This window comes from Microbacterium sp. MPKO10 (assembly GCF_026107415.2).
Classification (GTDB): Bacteria; Actinomycetota; Actinomycetes; order Actinomycetales; family Microbacteriaceae; genus Paramicrobacterium.
This window is the reverse complement of sequence record NZ_JAPCHX010000001.1, coordinates 704,200-722,513: the sequence shown is the minus strand read 5'-3', so window position 1 is coordinate 722,513 and position 18,314 is coordinate 704,200. Positions and strand designations below refer to the sequence as shown.

General features: G+C 63.6%; 18 protein-coding genes. 8 read left to right on the top strand and 10 right to left on the bottom strand.

What is annotated here, in order from left to right:
* Positions 1-245: 245 nt before the first annotated feature.
* Together OK352_RS03445 and OK352_RS03440 are read right to left on the bottom strand one after the other, a co-directional pair.
* Entirely contained in the window at positions 246-1,436 is a 1,191-nt protein-coding gene (locus OK352_RS03445; RefSeq protein WP_265139993.1) for an ABC transporter substrate-binding protein, read from the bottom strand.
* A 65-nt stretch (positions 1,437-1,501) separates the two neighbouring features.
* Entirely contained in the window at positions 1,502-2,326 is an 825-nt protein-coding gene (locus OK352_RS03440) for an MgtC/SapB family protein (protein WP_265139992.1), read from the bottom strand.
* A gap of 81 nt (positions 2,327-2,407) precedes the next feature.
* Here OK352_RS03440 and OK352_RS03435 point away from each other — a divergent pair, with 81 nt between their 5' ends.
* From OK352_RS03435 to OK352_RS03420, 4 genes are all read left to right on the top strand, one after another.
* A complete protein-coding gene (locus OK352_RS03435; protein WP_265139991.1) occupies positions 2,408-3,313 on the top strand; it encodes a metallophosphoesterase family protein in 906 nt (301 codons plus the stop codon).
* A complete protein-coding gene (locus tag OK352_RS03430; RefSeq protein ID WP_265139990.1) occupies positions 3,295-3,702 on the top strand; it encodes a tautomerase family protein in 408 nt (135 codons plus the stop codon). The genes OK352_RS03435 and OK352_RS03430 overlap by 19 nt, the downstream gene beginning before the upstream one ends.
* A complete protein-coding gene (locus OK352_RS03425; protein WP_265139989.1) occupies positions 3,699-4,727 on the top strand; it encodes a Gfo/Idh/MocA family protein in 1,029 nt (342 codons plus the stop codon). The genes OK352_RS03430 and OK352_RS03425 overlap by 4 nt, the downstream gene beginning before the upstream one ends.
* Before the next feature lie 211 nt (positions 4,728-4,938).
* On the top strand, positions 4,939-5,370 hold the full coding sequence (locus OK352_RS03420) for an Lrp/AsnC family transcriptional regulator (protein WP_265139988.1): 432 nt from the start codon (positions 4,939-4,941) through the stop codon (positions 5,368-5,370).
* Between the two features lie 5 nt (positions 5,371-5,375).
* On the opposite strand, the gene ctlX is transcribed toward OK352_RS03420, so the two are convergent.
* The 5 genes from ctlX to OK352_RS03395 form a co-directional block, all read right to left on the bottom strand.
* A complete protein-coding gene (ctlX, locus tag OK352_RS03415) occupies positions 5,376-6,296 on the bottom strand; it encodes a citrulline utilization hydrolase CtlX (RefSeq protein WP_265139987.1) in 921 nt (306 codons plus the stop codon).
* A gap of 10 nt (positions 6,297-6,306) precedes the next feature.
* Positions 6,307-7,344, bottom strand: a complete 1,038-nt coding sequence (locus tag OK352_RS03410; RefSeq protein ID WP_265139986.1) for an ornithine cyclodeaminase — start codon at positions 7,342-7,344, stop codon at positions 6,307-6,309.
* 217 nt (positions 7,345-7,561) lie between these two features.
* Positions 7,562-8,326: a GntR family transcriptional regulator gene (locus OK352_RS03405; protein ID WP_306387768.1), complete on the bottom strand. Its 765-nt coding sequence runs from the start codon at positions 8,324-8,326 to the stop codon at positions 7,562-7,564.
* A gap of 84 nt (positions 8,327-8,410) precedes the next feature.
* The gene (locus tag OK352_RS03400) at positions 8,411-8,683 is read right to left on the bottom strand and encodes an acylphosphatase (RefSeq protein WP_265139984.1); all 273 of its coding nucleotides are present in this window, start codon (positions 8,681-8,683) and stop codon (positions 8,411-8,413) included.
* A gap of 57 nt (positions 8,684-8,740) precedes the next feature.
* Positions 8,741-10,270: an FMN-binding glutamate synthase family protein gene (locus OK352_RS03395; RefSeq protein ID WP_265139983.1), complete on the bottom strand. Its 1,530-nt coding sequence runs from the start codon at positions 10,268-10,270 to the stop codon at positions 8,741-8,743.
* Between the two features lie 117 nt (positions 10,271-10,387).
* Between OK352_RS03395 and OK352_RS03390 the strand changes: the two genes are divergently transcribed.
* The 4 genes from OK352_RS03390 to OK352_RS03375 all read left to right on the top strand — a co-directional run bounded on the left by OK352_RS03390 (position 10,388) and on the right by OK352_RS03375 (position 14,715).
* Positions 10,388-11,341, top strand: a complete 954-nt coding sequence (locus OK352_RS03390) for a 3-methyladenine DNA glycosylase (RefSeq protein WP_372338075.1) — start codon at positions 10,388-10,390, stop codon at positions 11,339-11,341.
* Between the two features lie 395 nt (positions 11,342-11,736).
* The gene (locus OK352_RS03385; protein ID WP_265139981.1) at positions 11,737-12,945 is read left to right on the top strand and encodes an acetyl-CoA C-acetyltransferase; all 1,209 of its coding nucleotides are present in this window, start codon (positions 11,737-11,739) and stop codon (positions 12,943-12,945) included.
* 38 nt (positions 12,946-12,983) lie between these two features.
* Positions 12,984-14,357 carry an enoyl-CoA hydratase/isomerase family protein gene (locus OK352_RS03380; RefSeq protein ID WP_265139980.1) on the top strand — a complete coding sequence of 458 codons (1,374 nt, stop codon included), beginning with the start codon at positions 12,984-12,986 and terminating at the stop codon, positions 14,355-14,357.
* Positions 14,358-14,568: 211 nt separating this feature from the next.
* Positions 14,569-14,715, top strand: a complete 147-nt coding sequence (locus tag OK352_RS03375) for a hypothetical protein (protein ID WP_265139979.1) — start codon at positions 14,569-14,571, stop codon at positions 14,713-14,715.
* Positions 14,716-14,727: 12 nt separating this feature from the next.
* Here the strand turns inward: OK352_RS03375 and OK352_RS03370 are convergent, their stop codons facing one another.
* From OK352_RS03370 to OK352_RS03360, 3 genes are all read right to left on the bottom strand, one after another.
* On the bottom strand, positions 14,728-16,548 hold the full coding sequence (locus OK352_RS03370; RefSeq protein ID WP_265139978.1) for a DUF7507 domain-containing protein: 1,821 nt from the start codon (positions 16,546-16,548) through the stop codon (positions 14,728-14,730).
* A 354-nt stretch (positions 16,549-16,902) separates the two neighbouring features.
* Positions 16,903-18,024: an AI-2E family transporter gene (locus OK352_RS03365; protein ID WP_265139977.1), complete on the bottom strand. Its 1,122-nt coding sequence runs from the start codon at positions 18,022-18,024 to the stop codon at positions 16,903-16,905.
* 5 nt (positions 18,025-18,029) lie between these two features.
* A complete protein-coding gene (locus OK352_RS03360; protein WP_265139976.1) occupies positions 18,030-18,218 on the bottom strand; it encodes a hypothetical protein in 189 nt (62 codons plus the stop codon).
* Positions 18,219-18,314: the final 96 nt, after the last annotated feature.

Here is an 18,314-nt window from a genome sequence, read left to right as displayed (position 1 = left end):
GAGGCCTGACGTCCCGTCGCCACGGGTCTCCGGGAGATGACCTCTGAGCTGGTCGCGCATCGTTTACGACGGAAAGAGGGACTCTCAAGCTTTTCGTCTGCGAAAGGTGTTGCGCGCGAATCCCCGGCCCTCTCGCTCCGGTTGAGGTCATCACGGAACTGCGGGTCGCCGACAAGTGGCCGCACGAGAAAAGCCTGGCCCCCGTCGGGACGGGGGCCAGGCCTGAAATGAAGGATCTGAAGGTGTCAGTGTGAACTAAGTGTCCACAGATCCTGCCACTCAGGAAGCGAATCGAAGTCGTCCGCTGCTGTCGAGGGATCCGGATCGAATACGGCGTCTTGGAATTCTTCGATTCCCGATGGTTCGTCCGGTGACGGAGCTACTGTCGAGTTCGTTGAAAACTTTCCGTCGACGAGCTGCGGTTCAATGCCCTCCTGAGTCAGCAGGTAATGGACGAACAGTTTGGCCGCGTTCGGGCTCGCTGTCCCATTCGCGATGACCGCAACCTTCGTATACGAGCGTCCCAGCCAGGGCGAGATCCCCTCGCAGAGGCCCAAGTTGAACCCGGAATCCTCGTTTGTCCGGTACTCAGCGGTGCTGACCATTCCCATGGGAGGCTCGCTCTGACCCGATGCGCCTATCGTTTCTGCAACGTCGCCGCCCGACTTCTTGACGATCGGCTTGTTTGCGGCGAGACCCTTCAGCCATTGCTCGGCAGCGCTCTCGTCCGACGTGTCCAGTGCCTCACCGAAGAATTCTTCGTACGCGGATGCCAACTGCTCATCCGCGTGGGTCTGCATCTGATTGATCCAGTAAAGGAAGTCAGATCGAAGGAGAGGATCGGAGAGCGCGACTTTGCCTTGCCAGTCATCCGTCGTCAGCGCCCAGACGTTGTCTATCGGACAGGTGTCACCGTAGGCCTCCGTGTTGTATGTCCAGGCGTCGACTTCCGTTGAGACCGAGACTGGATTCTGGAATTCCTCAGGAACGTCGTCAACGAGGTCGGGCGGGAACCAGCTCGTGGCCATTCCTTCGGGCAGTATCTGCGCACTCACGGTGGGTGCGTCGGTCATGAAGAATACGTCGCTTTGGACATTTCCGCCTTGTGCCTCACGAATGAGAATTTCTTGCTGCTCGTTCGCTTTGGCTTTGACGCCGGTTGCTTTAATGCCGTATTTCTTCGTGAAATTCTTGGCTGTGTCGACGATCTTTCCCGTGACGTCGTAAACAGTGATCGGGCCTTCTTCCTTCGCTGCCGCAATGAGCGCATCGAGTGAATAGTCATCGTCTGAGATGCCCAGGTCCGATGACTCCGGTGAGCTCGGCGCAGACGATGGCGAACACGCCACAAGCATGAGTGATGTGGCGGTGATGAGAATGGGGAGCGCGACCCTGCGTCTGCGCTGTGAAACTGAGTGCTTATACCCACTGAGCATTGATGTTCTCCTCGTGTACACGTTCTGTGCCGGGCCAGCTGGCCACGACTTGGGAGGGCGTTACTCTAAAATTCGTCCTCTTCGTTCTCTTCTCCTTCGTCGTCAGGCCACCAGCGAGCGGAGCTGACTTTGGGATCCAGGGTCATACGGCTGACCGCCCTCTCCAGTGGAGAAGCATCAGGGTCGGTTGAATGTATCTCCGCCAACAGAGCAACAGAGTTTCCCTGTTTGTTGTGAGAGGCCGTGATCGATTTCAGCCGGTACTCCGGGCGGCTGAGTGTCTGCAAGAGCAGCGCGCGGACGCGAGGTTCGGCCTTATCGCTTGTCATGACCTCGAACGCAAAGTCGGCGCCGGACGGAGTCGCGGTCGGGAGGGGCAGGCGACCCGTCTTGCGGTTCACCGCGCGACCAAGAGGCCGAAGCAGAGTATTGGCGGCGACAATCACAGCAGTGCCGATCAGGGTGATGACATACATACCGGTGCCGGCGAGACAGCCAATGGCTGCGGAACACCAGAGGGTTGCGGCGGTATTCAGGCCTCGGATGTTGAGGCCTTCGCGAATCATGACGCCAGCACCGAGAAACCCGATTCCGGAGACAACCTGGGCGGCGACACGGGTGGGATCCGCGCTGCCATCCGGCGTGAATCCGTAAGCGCCCATGACGACAAAAAGCGCCGCACCGACAGAAACAAGTGCGTTGGTACGGAGACCAGCGAGCCCTGCACGCCACTGACGCTCCAGCCCGACACACGCCCCCATCGCCAGGCTGAAGGCTATGCGTATGCCGACCTCCACCTCTGTAGGAGGCGTTATGGGTAACAACGTCTCGTGGACAAATAAATGTAAGGACATATAATCAAGGATATCTACGCTTGATCGTGAGTTCAACGATTAAGCAAAAATGTCTTTACATAATGCACTTTTTCGTCGTCTCTGAGAGACGAGGCTCAGAGAGAAAGGGACGGTGGCATGGAACAGGAATTCGCCTCCCCTGTCGCAGACTCCGATGATTCACGAGGCCGCAGGACCATTTTTGCCGTTGTCGGAGATGTTCATGGGCGCTGGGAAGAGCTCGCTGGTGAACTTGATCGCGTGCGGGAATTTCTTCCCGCCGGCCAGCGAATTGAGGCGATTCTCCAGGTCGGGGATGCTGAGCCGACACGAGACGCTGTCGAACTTGAAGAAGTCTTTGCAAAGCCGGAGAGGCATCGGCTGAGCGACTTCCGTCTTGTCGTTGATAGGGATATCAAATTTGGTGCACCCCTCTACTTCATCGGAGGGAACCACGAGCCGTGGGCAACACTCGACCGCAACGGAGGTGTCGGCTCCGGAGGCGAGCCGATCGCTCCAGGAGTGTATTTTTTGGGCCGTGCCGGTTCAATCACGATTGCGGGAATTCACATCGCATTTCTCTCGGGGATCGCGCGCGCGGATGGAATGCTGGGAAACGCGGCTGAACGACGAGAGCTCAACTCCATCAAGGAGAACAACTACTACTGTGCAGACGAACTTCGGGCTGTCAGGGCGTTGGAATCGGTGGATATTCTGCTCACCCACGAATGGCCGACCGGTAGCGGGTTCGTGCACAAGACGAGTCTCGTCGGCGACGAGAGGGTTCGCGAACTGCTGACGCTCCTGAAGCCCTGCGCCAGCTTCCACGGTCACTATCATCGTGCCGACCAGTTCTGCATCGATGGGGTGCCGGTTTACGCTCGCGGAAGATACGGGCAGGGCGTGCCGGAGTGGGTTGCGTTGTTCGAATTCGACCACCAGACGAGGACGATCACGCAACTTCAGCACCTTGACCCCGTGTCCCCATCGTCACGCGCACGTGACGCGCGAGGGACGGAGTCCGCATGCCGCTCGTCCGCATAGACATCAATGTCGGTCGCAGTCCCGAGCAGGTGCGCGCCATTGCTGATGCCATCCATGACGCGATCGTTGCCGAGTATGGCATCCCGAGCCGTGATCGCTTCCAAATCATCACAGAGCACCGGCCGGGGCAGATCATTGCTGAAGACGCCGGCCTCGGGTTCGAGCGCACCACGGGCGTCGTGATGATCCAGATCTTTACTCAGGCTGGCCGAGCGGATGCTGCTAAGCGGGCGCTCTACGCGGAAATCGCGCAGCGCCTTGAGGCTGTCGGTGTTCTCGGACGAGACATCTTTCTCGGCTATATGGAGAATGGCGCGCAGGACTGGAGCTTCGGTTTCGGCCGTGCCCAGTACCTCACCGGTGAGCTCGGCGTTCCGGAGGCATCATGAGCGTCCGTATTGGCCTCATTGGCTACGGAACCGGGGGCCGGTACTTCCACGCCCCGTTCATCGAGGCATCGGCCGAGTGCGAGCTTGTCGCGGTAGTCACCTCGTCGGGCTCCCGGCGTGAACAGGTGGGGTCTGACTTTCCTCACGTGCAGGTGGCGGGCTCGATCGACGACCTTATCTCGCTTGGTGTGGATGCGGTTGTCATCTCGACTTCGCCCGAAACGCGCCGTGATCTCGTCCTTGAGGCTGTGCAGAAGGGGTTACACGTTGTTGCAGACAAACCGTTCGCACCGGATGCTGCTACGGCGAAGCTTCTCGCCGACAGCGCACGCGACGCGGGCGTCCTTCTCAACGTCTTCCATAACCGCCGGTACGACACGGATATCGTGACGGCTCGCGCAGTCCTTCAATCGGGAAACCTTGGTCGGCTGCAGCGTGTGGAACTGCGTTGCGATCAAGATGATCCCGGGTCGATTGAAGCCGGCCCACAGGGTGGGCTGCTGCGAGATCTCGGCAGTCACGTCGTTGACCAAGCGCTCCTACTCGGCGGTGAGCCGCGCTTTGTAACCGCGCACCTCGAATGGCAGGACCTGCCTCAGGGGCCTACCGATGTCGGATTCACGATCGGGATTGAGCACCAGTCGGGAACGTATTCCTTGGTCTCGGCATCCAAGGCCTACCGGCTCGAGTCTCGTGCGCTGGCTCTTCTGGGCGATGAGGGCAGCTACAGCTCTGACTACAGCGACGTGCAGGCGGAGGCCATCTTTGCCGGGGCTCGGCCCGGCACTGACCGCGCCGGCTGGGGGTTCGAGCGCGAAGAACGGTGGGGAACGCTTCGCACGAGTGCGGGCTCTCGCAGCATCCCGTCTCGGCAAGGCGACTACACGCGCTACTACGATGAGTTCGCTCGCGCGATCGAGAGTGGCGAGGCCGGACCGGTTCCGGCCGAACAGGGCGTGACGGTGCTGCGGGTTCTGGATGCTGCGCGCCGCAGCGCAGCCGAGCATTACGCTGTCGCGCTCTGAAACCATCGTGGTAAGCGAAGTCGCCAATTCAGAAGCGATTCAGTCGTCAATTTGAAAGTGACCTCGTCGTCAGGTGCCCACCTCACCCGTTGTCTGGCGGACATTGGGGCGGGGGTCGCGAGCGCATCGGGAAAAGGAGTGTCGTGCCAGAAAGTGGCTGCGCGGAGTGCATTGGCGGGGGCACGATGCCGATCGCTCGTAGACTCGGCATATGAGAGACGTCGACGAGCTGGACGAACGCCTGATCGCCGAACTACGGCTCAACGGCCGCGAGCCCGTGGCGACACTGGCCCACCGCCTCGGCGTCACCCGCGCCACAATCAACAACCGGATCAACCGGCTCGTCGACGACGGCATCGTGCTCGGGTTCACCGTGCGCGTCCGCGAAGACATCAGCACCGACGTCGTGCGTGCCGTCACGCTCATCGAGGTGGAAGGGCGCACGACCTCAGATGTCATCGACAAGCTCCGCGGCTTTCCCGAAGTGCATGCACTGCACACCACGAACGGGGGCTGGGATCTCGTCGCCGATCTCCGCACCGACACCCTCGCCTCATTCGACCGTCTGCTCGCGCGCATCCGCGGCGTTGAGGGCGTCATCAACAGCGAGACGAGCCTGCTGCTCAGTTCCGTACTGCGCTAGTCGGCTCAGCGGGTGCGCGGGTCCAAATGGATTCCCGCCAACATGCAGCGCACCGAACCACCCGCGAGCTCGATCGTCGGCACGCTCAACGGCACAATCGCGCAGCTCTTCTCGATCGTTGACCTCTGCTGCGCTGTCAGCGATGCCAGCGCTCGCGTCGACAGTGCCAGGATGCGGCCCTCGCGGCCCTGCAGTTCGATGGCATTGCCCGCGAACTCGCGGATCTGCTCGCGACTCAGCTCGATGACGTCGCGGCCATGGTCGCCCAGCCGATCGACGACCTCAGCCCGACGCTTCTGATCGGCGATGAAATCGAGGCCGATCATCGCGAAGTCTGTGGCCACGCACATCAGCACGTTCGAGTGATAAATCGGGCAGCCGTGCTCGTCGACCGCGTCGAACGCCATCGGCTCGTAGCCGAAGTTCGTGCAGAAGCGCTCAAGGGCAATCGGATCGGCCCGCGTTGACCGCACCGTATACGCAATTCGGCTCAGGTGGTCGAGAACCATTGCTCCTGTGCCCTCGAGGAAGACATCGTCGTACTCGAGGCCCGAGTAGTCGATGACATCCTGAACCCGATACTCGCGCTTCAGCAGCTCGATGACGTCTTCGCGGCGCTCGCCGCGACGGCTCGGCGACTGCATCGGGTAGACGGCGACATGACCGCCCGAATGAGTCGAGAACCAGTTGTTGGGAAACACGGCGTCAGCACGATCGTCGCGCTCATCATCGAACAGATGAACAGTGACCCCGTGTCGCTCGAGCTCGGCGGCAGCATCCGTCACCTCGTGCCAGGCCGCCCGCGCGATCGTCTCTGCGTCACCGATCGCGGGTGACTGGAACGTGTTATCGGTTGCCGTCGCCGGGTTCGGTGTGAAGTGGCGCGGTCGGATGAGCACCACAGCCCGTGGCGCCTGGATAGACATGCGCACTGCTCTACAGGGCGGGAACGGGTGCGTCGGATCCCTGTGCGAACCCGAAGAGATCCTTGGGATCGTCTGGGTCGGCGACCAGGTCGATGTCGACCGAGAACGCCGAATGGTTCGTCTTGTCGTGCAGGTAGCGCAACACAGAGAAGTCCTCGATGGCGAAGCCGACCGAGTCGAAGACGGTGACCTGATCAGCTGACGAGCGGCCAACGGTCTTTCCGGAGACGACCTCCCACAGCTCGGTGACCGGGAAGTCGGCCTCAACCTGCTGAATCTCACCCTCGATGCGCGTCTGCTCCGGAAACTCGACGAAGACGTCACCGCGACGAAGAATCGCAGCATCCAGCTCGGTCTTGCCCGGGCAGTCCCCGCCAATGGCGTTCACGTGCACGCCGGGACCCACCATGTCGTCGGTGAGCACGGTGGCGTTCGCCTTGTCTGCAGTGCAGGTGGTGATCACGTCAGCACCGGATGCCGCGTCAGCGGAATCCTCGGCAACATACACGTCGAAGCCCAAAGGAGTGAGGTTGCGTACAAGCTTCGCCGAGGCAGCAGGGTCGGTGTCGAAGACCCGAAGCGAGCGGATGCCGAGTGCCTCGCGCACCGCGATCGCCTGGAACTCGGCCTGCGTGCCCGCGCCGATCATCGCCATGGTCGTCGAGTCGGGTTGTGCCAGATACTTCGCAGCCATCGCGGACGTGGCAGCGGTACGCAGCGCGGTCAGAAGCGTCATCTCGGCAACGAGGAGGGGATAGCCACTGTCGACGTCAGAGAGCACGCCGAATGCGGTCACCGTCTGCAGGCCCTTGGCTGGATTCGAGGGGTGTCCGTTCACGTACTTGAAGCTGTACAGCTGGCCGTCGCTCGTCGGCATCAGCTCGATGACGCCGATCGGGGAGTGGCTGGCCGCGCGTGGACTCTTGTCGAAAGACTCCCAGCGGCGGTAGTCGTCGGCCACGTAGTCGCTCAGCTCACCGAGAATCGTCTCAAGTCCCGTGGACCGAATCCACCGAACTGTGTTCTGAACACCCACGAATCGAACCATGAAGCACCTTCCACTTTTCTCCCGCATGCCAGCATCTCCACATTAGACAGCGCGGATGTACAGCAACAAGAGAAGACACTGATCATTTCAAGCAGGATGCTGTACAGATTGCGCATCTCAAGAGCACGATCTGTGTGGTGTCTGCTCGGGAGTCAACGGGGCATCTCCTCAGCGCGACAGCGACGAGTTTCAGGATGCCGTGGAGAATCGCCAGGCGTCAGCGGTCGACAAGCGTGATCTCGAACGAGTAGAGGTCGGGACGGTAGCAGTGGCGACCGTGCTCGATGGCCTTGCCCGAGTTGTCGAATGCGGTGCGCGACATCGTCAGAACCGGGCCACCCTTGTCGACGTCGAGCAGCTCAGACTCGCGCTGCGACGCGGCCCGGGCGCCGATCGTCTGCTTGGCAACGCGCATTGTCACGCCGCGGGTGCGCAGCATCTGGTACAGACCGTACTTCGCCAAATCATCAATGCTGAGGTCGATGAACTCCTCGGGCAGGACGTTGTCCAGAATCGCGAGGGGAACATCATCGGCTGAGCGCAGTCGTGTGATGTGCAGCACAGGGCTGCCGGTTTCGACACCGAGAACCTCTGCTGTCTCAGCATCCGCCGTGGCGCGCTCGCTGGAGAGAACCACCGTCTTGGGGGTTTGGCCTGAACGCTCGAGGTCGTCGAAGAGGCTCGTCAGCTCGACGTTGCGCGTCACTCGTCCATGAACGACCTGCGTGCCAATGCCGCGACGGCGCACGAGCAGACCCTTGTCGACGAGCTCTTGGATGGCGCGACGGATCGTGGGCCGCGACAGGCCGAGACGCTGTGCGAGCGCCACTTCGTTCTCGAGCCGGGAGCCGGCGGGCAACACCTCATCGCGGATCGCCGCTTCGAGGCGCTGCGAGATCTGGTAGTAGAGCGGAACCGGGCCATTGCGGTCGAGATCGACGAAGACGCTCAGTGGCAACGTCTTCTCTTCCAGCTGCGCCACGTGGGCACCTCCATCATCGGCCCTTAATATGTACTGACAATATATACCGCAAAGACGGTGGGCCGCATGTCATCTCGCGGACTATCAGCCCGTGATCGAGAACTCGGTCTCGGAATCGACGGGGACGACGTCTGTCACCTCGAAGCTGCGCACGTTTGCCGAGTTCGGGCCCGTGCGAAGCCACCGGAGCATATCCGTCACCGGTTCTTCGTCGCCCTGAACCGCCGCTTCGACCGAGCCGTCAGGGCGATTGCGCACCCACCCGGTCACGTTGAGCCGAGCGGCTTCACGCTGCGCTGAGAACCGAAACCCAACGCCCTGGACGATGCCCGTCACGACCACAATCTTGCGCACCATAACTCCATTGTGGTCCCTCAACATGCTGCTCTGCAGGATGTTGGCTGGGTGTTTTCGCTACGGAGTCGGAAAGCTGTCTGCGCGAGCGCGGTTCCAGTCGGCCGCCCAGGACTCGGGGGCGCTGTCGAGCAGTTCCCCCGGGCGCAGCCATTCGTACAGTTCTTCATACGACTGGCTCTCGTGAACGTCGACGTTGCGGCGCAGCATCCGGGCTGTCAATTGTGAAGGATCGCTCACGCCCATGGAAGCCATCAGGCGAACCGCCTCAGCGACGGTGGCCTGCTGATAGTTCGTCACGCGCGTGCTCTTGCTGTCGACGTCGAGGGCGCGAGCGCGCCGCGGATTCTGCGTGGCGACGCCCACGGGGCACCGGTCGGTGTGGCAGCGCTGCGCCTGAATGCAGCCGACCGCCATCATCATCGACCGCGCTGAATTCGTGAAGTCTGCACCCTGAATGAGGCGCTTGACGATGTCGTTGCCCGCCGCGATCTTGCCGCTGGCACCCACGCGGATGGTGCTGCGCAACCCGGTGCCCACGAGCGCGTTGTGAACGATCATGAGACCCTGCGTGAGCGGCATCCCAACGTGGTCTTCGAACTCCAGAGGCGCGGCTCCCGTTCCGCCTTCGGCACCATCCACAATGATGAAGTCTGGTGCTGTGCCCACCTCGAGGATCGCCTTGCAGATGGCCAGGACTTCGATGCGCGAACCGACGCAGAGCTTGATGCCCGCGGGTTTGCCGCCGGCCAGCTCGCGCATCCGCGCGACGAACCGGATCATCTCTGCCGGGGTGTCGAACTCCTTGTGGCGTGCGGGGCTGACGCACTTCTCGTGCACCGGAACGCCGCGCACGCTCGCGATTTCTGGCGACACCTTGGGGGCGGGAAGTACGCCGCCGATGCCGGGCTTCGCGCCCTGACTGAGCTTGAGCGAGACACAGCGAACACGGGGGTCGGATGCTTTCTCAGCGAACTGCTCCGGATCGAAGCGGCCCTCTTTCGTCCGAGTGCCGAAGTACCCGGTGCCGATCTCCCAGATGAGGTCGCCGCCGTTCTCGAGGTGGTAGTCGGACAGGCCGCCTTCGCCGGTGTCGTGCGCGAATCCGCCATCGTGCGCGCCGCGATTGAGGGCGCGGATCGCGTTTGCGGACAGCGCGCCGAAACTCATGGCCGATACGTTCATCAGCGCCATGGAGTACGGCTGCGTGCAATCCGGACCGCCGAGCGTGACGCGAGGAGTCGTGTCAGGCTGGGGTGCCGGAGCAGACGAGTGCACGAGCCATTCGTGGCCGTCGGCGTTGACGTCGCGCTCGGTGCCGAATGCCTGCTCGCCGTGCGTCCCCTTCGAGCGTTCGTAGATGATGGAGCGGGTATCGCGGTCGAACGGCCGGCCGTCCCAGTTGCGTTCGATGAAGTACTGCTGAATCTCGGGCCGGATGCCCTCGAGCAGATACCGCATGTGCCCGATCACCGGGTAGTTGCGCAGAACCGAGTGCTTGCGTTGGGTGAGGTCGTAGGCGGCCAAAGCGGCAACCGCTCCGGCACCGGCACCGATGATGGACTTCAGTGCACGCGACGTCGTCGTCATGTCACCTCCACGTAGGGGACTGTGTTGGTGCCGCCATGCTACGCCTCTCGGCAATGGGCGGTGACAGGGTGGACGTTCCGGGGCGCCGGGGCGCTGACGTGACGGCGCCTACGCGTGATGCTCGCGCGACACTTCGCCGGTTACCCTCGAAGGGTGACCACATCCACTCTCGACACCGCGCCCGACACCCGGGTGCTGGCGCGCGACGAGTGGTGCGCACGGGCACGCGAGCACGAACAGAGAGCGGATGCTTTCACGGCAGGGTGGCGCGCTCGGAAGATCAGTGGCGCGAAGCATCCGATCGACGATTTTCTCTTCACCTACTACTCGTACAAGCCGAGCATTCTGCGGCGCTGGCACCCCGGAGCGGGCGTGGAGCTGCAGGGCGCCGCGCATATGCCGCGCGCGGAATGGAAGTGGTACGTCGTAGGCGCCGAGCCTGGGTCGCTGCGTGTCGATGCCGCTGCGTACCTCGCGGCGAAGCGTGCAGGCGTCGATCTGATTCGGCGGATTCTCGAGCGCACGGCGTCGCGTCCCGGCCAGTTCAGCTGCTTCGGTCTGCACGAGTGGGCCATGGTGTACCGGCAGGGCGAGCACAGGCACGAGGCTCCGCTTCGGTTGGGACAAGAGGGCACGGATGCTGTCGTCGACAGCCACAGCATCCAGTGCACTCACTACGATGCCTTCCGTTTCTTCACGCCAGACGCCGCACCGCTCAATCGGGTGCAGCCCACGCGGGAGTCGCAGCCGCAGCTGGAGCAGCCGGGCTGCCTGCACGCGGGAATGGACGTGTATAAGTGGGCGATCAAGCTCGGCCCGCTGGTGCCGGGTGAGGTTCTGCTCGATGCGTTCGAGCTGGCGCGCGACATCCGGTGGCTCGACATGGCTGCATCGCCGTATGACGTGAGCGACTGGGGTGCGGAGCCAGTCGCGATTGAGACGGCCGAGGGCAAGGCCGAGTACGTGCGGCAGCAGCGCGGGTTCGCCGAGCGGTCGAACGCGCTGCGGCGTCGCGTGCTCGATGCGCTGGATGCTGCGGAGCACGAGGCCGAGACAGCATCCGCCACGTGAACGTGCTCGTGCACGTTCAGGAATTCGGAGATGCGATGCGACACGCCGCGCTCGAACGTCCGACACGCTGATCGGGCAGCCATATCTCCGAATGCCGGGACGCGGATTATCGCCCAGAGCAGCCTCGGCGGGTGCGGGCACGGCTGCGGGGGAGCAATGGCGGTGACGAGCTGTGGGTGCGATGTGGCACTGGCTGGCTGCATGGTGAAGCGGTCGTAGACAGGCGGAGTGAGACATCGATGTGACGGGACCTCGTGCAGAGTGGCACGGGCGCATCAAGCCAGGCGCGCTTCGCGACAGATAGCTGGAGCATCCGCTGCCGCATGCGTAGGGTGGAGAATCAGAGAGGTGTTCCACAGCGGTGTGGAATGCCGTCGACGTTCAGTGAGGTGAGAATGCCCGGCGAAGCTTTCATCTACGACGTCATTCGGACGCCACGCGGCAGAAACCGTGGCGGATCCCTGCACAGCGTGAAACCGCTTGACCTAGTTACAGGCCTCGTGACGGCGCTGCGCGAGCGGCATCCTGGTCTGGACCCCGCGCTCGTCGACGACATCGTGCTTGGCGTCGTGTCTCCCGTGGGGGAGCAGGGTGCCGACGTTGCGCGCACGACGGCGCTCGCCGCAGGCCTGCCCGAGACGGTTCCCGGCGTGCAGCTGAACCGCTTCTGCGCCTCGGGCCTTGAGGCAGTGAACGTCGCTGCGCAGAAGGTGGCGTCCGGGTTCGAGGACCTCGTGCTTGCCGGCGGTGTCGAGTCGATGTCGCGCGTGCCGCTCGGCAGCGACGGCGGTGCCATCGCCCACGACCCGGCGATCGCGTGGGATACCGGTTTCGTGCCGCAGGGCATCGGCGCAGATCTCATCGCCACGATCGAGCGCTTCACACGCCCGCAGGTCGACGCGTATGCCGCCGAGTCGCAGCGCCGCGCCGAGCGTGCGTGGGCGGACGGCCGCTACACGAGATCGACCGTGCCCGTCACAGACATCAACGGGCGCCTGCTGCTCGACACCGATGAGCATCGACGCCCGGGGACGACGGCCGAGTCTCTCGCCGCGCTCCCCGCCGCCTTCGCGCGCATCGGCGAGTTCGGCTTCGACCAGGTGGCACTCGCGCGCTACCCCGAGGTGCCGCGCATCAACCACGTGCACACGGCGGGCAACTCCTCGGGCATCGTCGACGGGGCAGCGCTCGCCGTCATCGGCAGCCGGGCGACCGGCACCGAGCTCGGCCTCAGACCGCGGGCGCGCATCGTGCAGACCGCCGTGGTGGGCAGCGACCCCACGATCATGCTCACGGGCCCCGGCCCGGCAACACGCAAGGCGCTCGAGCGCGCTGGCCTGACAGCATCCGATATCGACCTGTTCGAGGTGAACGAGGCATTCGCCTCCGTCGTGATGCGCTGGATGCGCGAGATGGAAGTGCCCCACGAGAAGGTCAACGTCAACGGCGGCGCGATCGCACTTGGTCATCCGCTGGGCGCGACCGGTGCAATGCTCGTGGCCACGCTGCTCGACGAGCTCGAACGCCGCGACCTGCACCGCGGCTTGGTGACGCTGTGCGTGGGCTCGGGAATGGGCATCGCCACGATTATCGAGAGAGTGTGACACCGGATGCTGACACGCGAGGTTGAACGGAGAACACCATGAGCGCGAACAGCGAGACTTCTGCCCCGAGCGTTGTGACGCGAGCGGATGCCGACGGCGTCGCGACGCTGACGCTTGACGACCCGAACGCGCCGGTCAACGTCATGAACGACGCGTACGTCGCAAGCATGCGCGCCGCCGTCGACGGTCTCGAGGCCGACCGCGAGAGCCTGCGCGGGGTCATCGTGACCTCAGGCAAGCGATCGTTCTGCGCCGGGGGAGACCTCGCGCTGCTGCGTCAGGCGGACCCCGAGCGCGTCGATGACGAGACCGAACGGCTTGACGGCATCAAGCGCGATCTGCGGCGCCTCGAAACGCTCGGACTTCCCGTCGTCGCCGTGCTGAACGGGTCTGCGCTCGGCGGTGGGCTGGAGCTGGCTCTGGCCTGCCACCGGCGGATCGCCGTCGATGATCCGCGTCTGCGTGTCGGGCTGCCCGAGGTGGGGCTCGGCCTGCTGCCCGGCGCGGGCGGCACCGTGCGTCTGACCCGCATGATCGGCATCGAGGCGGCGCTGCGCGTGATCCTTCCCGCCGAGACGATGGATGCTCAGACCGCGCATGAGCTCGGCATCATCGGCCAAATCGTGCCAGACGTGGATGCTGCCACAGCATCCGCTCGCGAATGGATCGCCGCTCACCCCGCACCGGTCAAGCCCTGGGACGAGCGGGGATTCCGGATTCCGGGTGGAGACGGCAGTGACCCGCGCCTCGCAGACACGCTGCCCGGGTGGATCGCGACGGCCCACGCCGAGGCGGGCAACCTTCCGGCTCCACGTGCGGCGATGGCCTCCGTCGTTGAGGGGTCGCTCGTCGACGCCGACACCGCCTCGCAGATCGAGACGCGGTACTTCGTGAAGCTGTCGCATTCAGACGAGGCGCGCAATCTGATCGACGCGTTCTTCGACCGCCAGCGCGTGACGGAAGACAGCGAAGATGCTCGGGCCGACGTGAGTGCTGTCGTCGATGAGTCTGTGCTCGGTGAGGCGGTTGCCGCGGTGCGCGCGGGTGCCGACCCGGATGTCGTCGACCGGGCCGCACGGTGCGCGGGCTGGCGTGAGGGCGTGCTGAAGCGCATCGACACGCGGGCGCTTGAGCCCAGCGAGAGCGACTGGATGGACGTTCCGTTTGCCGACTTGGTCGACCGGATGCTGTTCGCCCCCGCGCTCGCCGCGTCCCGCGTGCAGGCGGCCGAGGCCCTGAGCGACGAAGATGTCAACGTCGCATCGCTTGACGCGGGCTTCCCGGCGGCGACCGGCGGGGCGGCGCGGTTCCGCCACACGTACCCGGGTGGCGCTGAGGGCTTCGCGTCGCGGGCCTCTGCGCTGGCAGCATCCTATGGCCCGCGTTTTGCGCCGCTGCCCAGTGCCACGTGACGCTGCTGCTGTCAGCGCAACGTGATGCTGCTGCCGTGCCACCTCGCGTCGCCACCTAACGCCACGTGGCGCTGCTCCCGTGCCGATTGACGCTGCTGCTGCCCCGTGCCACCTCGCGCTCCTGTCCGTGCCACGGTGCGCAATTGGGGACCAACTTTCACTATGACCAACGCTCATTTCATAGTGAAAGTTGGTCCCCAATTCTTGCGCGATGGGCAGCGAGGCTGCCGGCGAGCGGCACCTGCAAGTCACGAGCCCCATGCCGATCGCGCACGTCGCCGCAACGATCGACGTTCCACGCGCGAAGCTGCCAAGCGTCGACACCGTGTTGTTGCGGATGCGACGCGCACGGGCTTAGTGCTCGCCAGTGCTACGAGCGGCGAGTACGTCTGCGCGAGAACAGCACGAGCGCAGCTCCGACCAGCAGCATTGCCGTAGCCAGGCCGACGGGGCCGATTGGATCAGCGCTGCCGGTCAGCGGAAGTGCATCGTTGTTCGACGTGGCCGGATTATCCACAGCCGGAGGAACGCCAGAAGATGAGTCAGCGGGCTGCGGTGCCGTCGCGCAGGTCTCTGTGCCCGGCGGGTAAGCGACGACGACCGGATCGGTGCTGGGATTGACAGTGACTGTGACGGTGACGTTCCCTTGCGCCCACGCATAAGCGTTGTCCGGGTTCTCGAACCAGCTTCCGTCAGCATCCTGATCCCAACCCGGCCAGTCGGCCCCGACGCCATCTGGGCCAACACTTGCCCCGGGCCAGAGGATCTCGTCTTTCCCGACCGGCACGGTTACCGTCTCGGAGCCGCCATTGCCGGCAAACTTGATGGTGGCGGTCGTTCCTGGGGCGGTGGTTCGGATGTCGTATCCGAGGTAGGGGGCATCGGCCTCGCAGAACGGTGTGACGGTTCCGCTGATCACGTACTTCTGAACCTCAGCGTCGTTGCTCGCCGTCACCGGGGCACCGTTGTCGATGGGGTGTCCTGTGGCGGTGGCCGTATTTACGAGACTGGCGGTGATTGTCGACGAGTAGGAGTAGACGAGCTTCTTTCCGGGCTTCAGATCAACGGAATCGTCACCGGAGACCAGAGTCATGTCGTCCTGGGTGATGCCCAGGCCCGGATCGGACAGCTCGACGGGCTTCAACGGCACCTCTCCGGTATTTGTGACCGTGAAGCAGTAGGTGATGGGGGTTCCAAAATCGCCGGCGACGAATTCGTCAGAGCCTTCGATACCGGGGCACGTCGCATCCGTGCCCTCGAGAATCGTCTTTTCCAATGCGATGTCGGGCTCGGGCGGAACGAATGCGGGCAGGATCAGCAGACCAGCACCGCTCCAGATGCCCTCGTCGGGCGAGCCTGGGTTGCCGGCATTGTCGCTCGGCGATTCGAGTTGGATCGCGGCCCAGGTGGACCCCGCGGGAATCGTCATGTCGAACTGAACCAGCGCCTGTTCCGGGCCAACGTTGCCGGGGATGAAGAAGGATACGGGTGCGGTGGAGGCCGCCGGAGGGCAGGGCTGGCTCGGCGGTGAAAACGGGTTGGTGATGCCCTCAACGCCACCCAGGTCGGGGTTTGGAACTCCGACGTCATCGACGAGATCGGCGCTTGTCGGCGGCGCTGTTCCAGAGCCCGCGGCTACCCAGATCGACGAAGCCCGGCAATTTGACGCCTCATAATCCATCCCTGTCACCGATGTTGCAAACGAAGCTGTGTAGTCCTCGAGAAGCGGATAGCCCCAGTCGTAGATGATGAGATCGGTGGTGGGCGAAGAACTGGAGTTTCCGCCGTAGTAGTAATCGACACCTGTCTGCCAGACCGTCGTGGAGTCGACGCTGCAGGGAGAGTCATTGTAGATCGCCGTGATGGTGGCGCCGCCCCAATGGTTCTCACCTCCATCGATCCCGTCGACCGGTGGTGTCACGTTGACTGTGTACGTACCCGGCGCATTACCGCTGAACAGGTTGGTGATATCGGCAACGTATCCATATGCGGTGGCTGCTGGGGTGACCGGCAGGCCGGTTGCGTCCGTTGACTCGGAGCCAGCGAACACGCCTGTGGCAGTGCCGTTTGGGCCGGTCACCTCGACGCCGATAGCCGGGTCGAGAGGCGCAGGCTGCCAGACCCCGGACCACTCGATGATTGCATGGACGACAGGGCCGTCGAGTGTAAGGGTGAGAGACTGAACGTCCATGGTTTCCGCCATCGAGACGGCACCCATGTCGGAGGCAAGGCAACCATCTGCTGGTGGCGTCACGTCGGAAACTGCGGCCTCCGCGGAGACTGGCCGAATCAATATCAACGCAAGCGTCGTGGCAACGATAAGGAATACGATGCGCGCGAGATCTGCTGAACGTCCAGCACGACGGCGGACTGAAGACGTTGTCACGGGGTGCCTCTCAGCTGACGGGTGTCTGGTCCGGGGAGGCTAGCACGCCTGACCCACCCGCTGGGTACCCCCAGTTCGGGTGCGTTCGGCGCACGGTGCAGCTCGAATCCACCTCATTCCGACCCTCGCGGTCCCATGAGCCAGCATTGATGTGACGTACTACGCCACCTCTGGACGCTTCTGCTTGAACGGCTTCGCCGGTTCGTCCTCACCATTCCACACCGTGACAATGCCCCAAGCGACAGCTGCGATCGGCACCGCGAGCACCGCGCCGACGATGTTGCCGAGGATCGTACCCACTGTCAGAGCAAGCAGGATGACCAGAGCGTGCAGCTTCAGCGAGCGGCCCATCACGACCGGCTGCAGGAAGTTGCCCTCGAGCTGGTTGACCAAGACGACGATCGCGATCACGATCACCGCGGCGAGCGGCCCGTTGGTCACGAGCGCAACCAGAGCGGCGAGGATGCCGGCGAGCGTCGCTCCGACAATCGGAATGAACGCGGTGAGGAAGACGATCACGGCGAGCGGAATCGCGAGCGGCACCTGAAGGATCGCAAGCCCGATGCCGATACCGATGGCATCCGCCGCCGCCACGATCGACGTTCCGCGAGCGTAGCCGCCCAGCGTCGACACCGTTTTGTCGCCGATGCGACGAGCGCGCTCATAGTGCTCACCCTCGAAGGGACGCAGCACGAACTCCCAGATCGCCGGCCCGTCCTTCAAGAAGAAGAACAGCACGACCATCATGAGCACGAGGCCCGTGAAGAAGCTCGCGGTCGCTGAGACGCCCGCGATGGCTCCGGAGCCAAACTGGCTGCTGGTCACGAAGTCGACGACCGTGTCGCGCACGGAGTCGATCTGTTCCTGGTCGATAGAGAACGGCAGGTGCTCAAAGTAAGTCTGCAGCTGTGAGATGCCGTTGTTTGCCGAGTCAATGAGCTCGTCCCACTGCGATCGCACGGTCCAGACGATGAGCCACACGACGGCGGCAATGATCGCCAGGGATCCGAGCAGCGCGATGATCGTGCCGAGCAGACTCGGAACGCCCTTGCGCCGCATGAATGACATAAGCGGGTTGAACGCCGACGCGAAGATCAACGCAAGAATAACCGGGATGAGCACGAGGCTCAGCTGCATCAGACCGTAGACGGCGACACCGACGACGGCGAGCACGGCGATGATCTGCACACAACGCGTGGCGATGCTGCCGAAGCCGTCGGTCCACAGCGTGCGGAGGGGGCGCGCGGGCGCCGGCGGGGGCGTGCGCGAGAAGAGGCCCATATCGGCTACTTCAGCTTCTTCGCGAGCTGCTTGTCGAGCTTCTTGACGCGCTTGCGGGCCTCTTTAATGGCGGGGCTTGACCACGCCTTGACACGCTTCTTGGCGTCGTCAAACTCGCCACGCTCACTGCGCACGCCGAGGCTGAAGAACAGCGCTCCGACGATGACCGTGAATACGAGTGTTCTGAACTTCATGGCGACCTCCCCGATGATCATGTGCCTGCCACGCTATGCAACATCGTAAGCCTGAACGAATGATGGATGCTGCCGCAATGACGAGCGTGGGCGCCG

What these genes read in the sequence shown, in the direction of transcription:
- OK352_RS03445 (WP_265139993.1), bottom strand. Translation starts at nt 1,436, where the DNA reads ATGCTCAGTGGGTATAAGCACTCAGTTTCACAGCGCAGACGCAGGGTC.
- OK352_RS03435 (WP_265139991.1), top strand. Translation starts at nt 2,408, where the DNA reads ATGGAACAGGAATTCGCCTCCCCTGTCGCAGACTCCGATGATTCACGA.
- OK352_RS03430 (WP_265139990.1), top strand. Translation starts at nt 3,295, where the DNA reads ATGCCGCTCGTCCGCATAGACATCAATGTCGGTCGCAGTCCCGAGCAG.
- OK352_RS03425 (WP_265139989.1), top strand. Translation starts at nt 3,699, where the DNA reads ATGAGCGTCCGTATTGGCCTCATTGGCTACGGAACCGGGGGCCGGTAC.
- OK352_RS03420 (WP_265139988.1), top strand. Translation starts at nt 4,939, where the DNA reads ATGAGAGACGTCGACGAGCTGGACGAACGCCTGATCGCCGAACTACGG.
- ctlX (WP_265139987.1), bottom strand. Translation starts at nt 6,296, where the DNA reads ATGTCTATCCAGGCGCCACGGGCTGTGGTGCTCATCCGACCGCGCCAC.
- OK352_RS03410 (WP_265139986.1), bottom strand. Translation starts at nt 7,344, where the DNA reads ATGGTTCGATTCGTGGGTGTTCAGAACACAGTTCGGTGGATTCGGTCC.
- OK352_RS03400 (WP_265139984.1), bottom strand. Translation starts at nt 8,683, where the DNA reads ATGGTGCGCAAGATTGTGGTCGTGACGGGCATCGTCCAGGGCGTTGGG.
- OK352_RS03395 (WP_265139983.1), bottom strand. Translation starts at nt 10,270, where the DNA reads ATGACGACGACGTCGCGTGCACTGAAGTCCATCATCGGTGCCGGTGCC.
- OK352_RS03390 (WP_372338075.1), top strand. Translation starts at nt 10,388, where the DNA reads ATGCTCGCGCGACACTTCGCCGGTTACCCTCGAAGGGTGACCACATCC.
- OK352_RS03385 (WP_265139981.1), top strand. Translation starts at nt 11,737, where the DNA reads ATGCCCGGCGAAGCTTTCATCTACGACGTCATTCGGACGCCACGCGGC.
- OK352_RS03380 (WP_265139980.1), top strand. Translation starts at nt 12,984, where the DNA reads ATGAGCGCGAACAGCGAGACTTCTGCCCCGAGCGTTGTGACGCGAGCG.
- OK352_RS03375 (WP_265139979.1), top strand. Translation starts at nt 14,569, where the DNA reads ATGGGCAGCGAGGCTGCCGGCGAGCGGCACCTGCAAGTCACGAGCCCC.
- OK352_RS03370 (WP_265139978.1), bottom strand. Translation starts at nt 16,548, where the DNA reads ATGGACGTTCAGTCTCTCACCCTTACACTCGACGGCCCTGTCGTCCAT.
- OK352_RS03365 (WP_265139977.1), bottom strand. Translation starts at nt 18,024, where the DNA reads ATGGGCCTCTTCTCGCGCACGCCCCCGCCGGCGCCCGCGCGCCCCCTC.
- OK352_RS03360 (WP_265139976.1), bottom strand. Translation starts at nt 18,218, where the DNA reads ATGAAGTTCAGAACACTCGTATTCACGGTCATCGTCGGAGCGCTGTTC.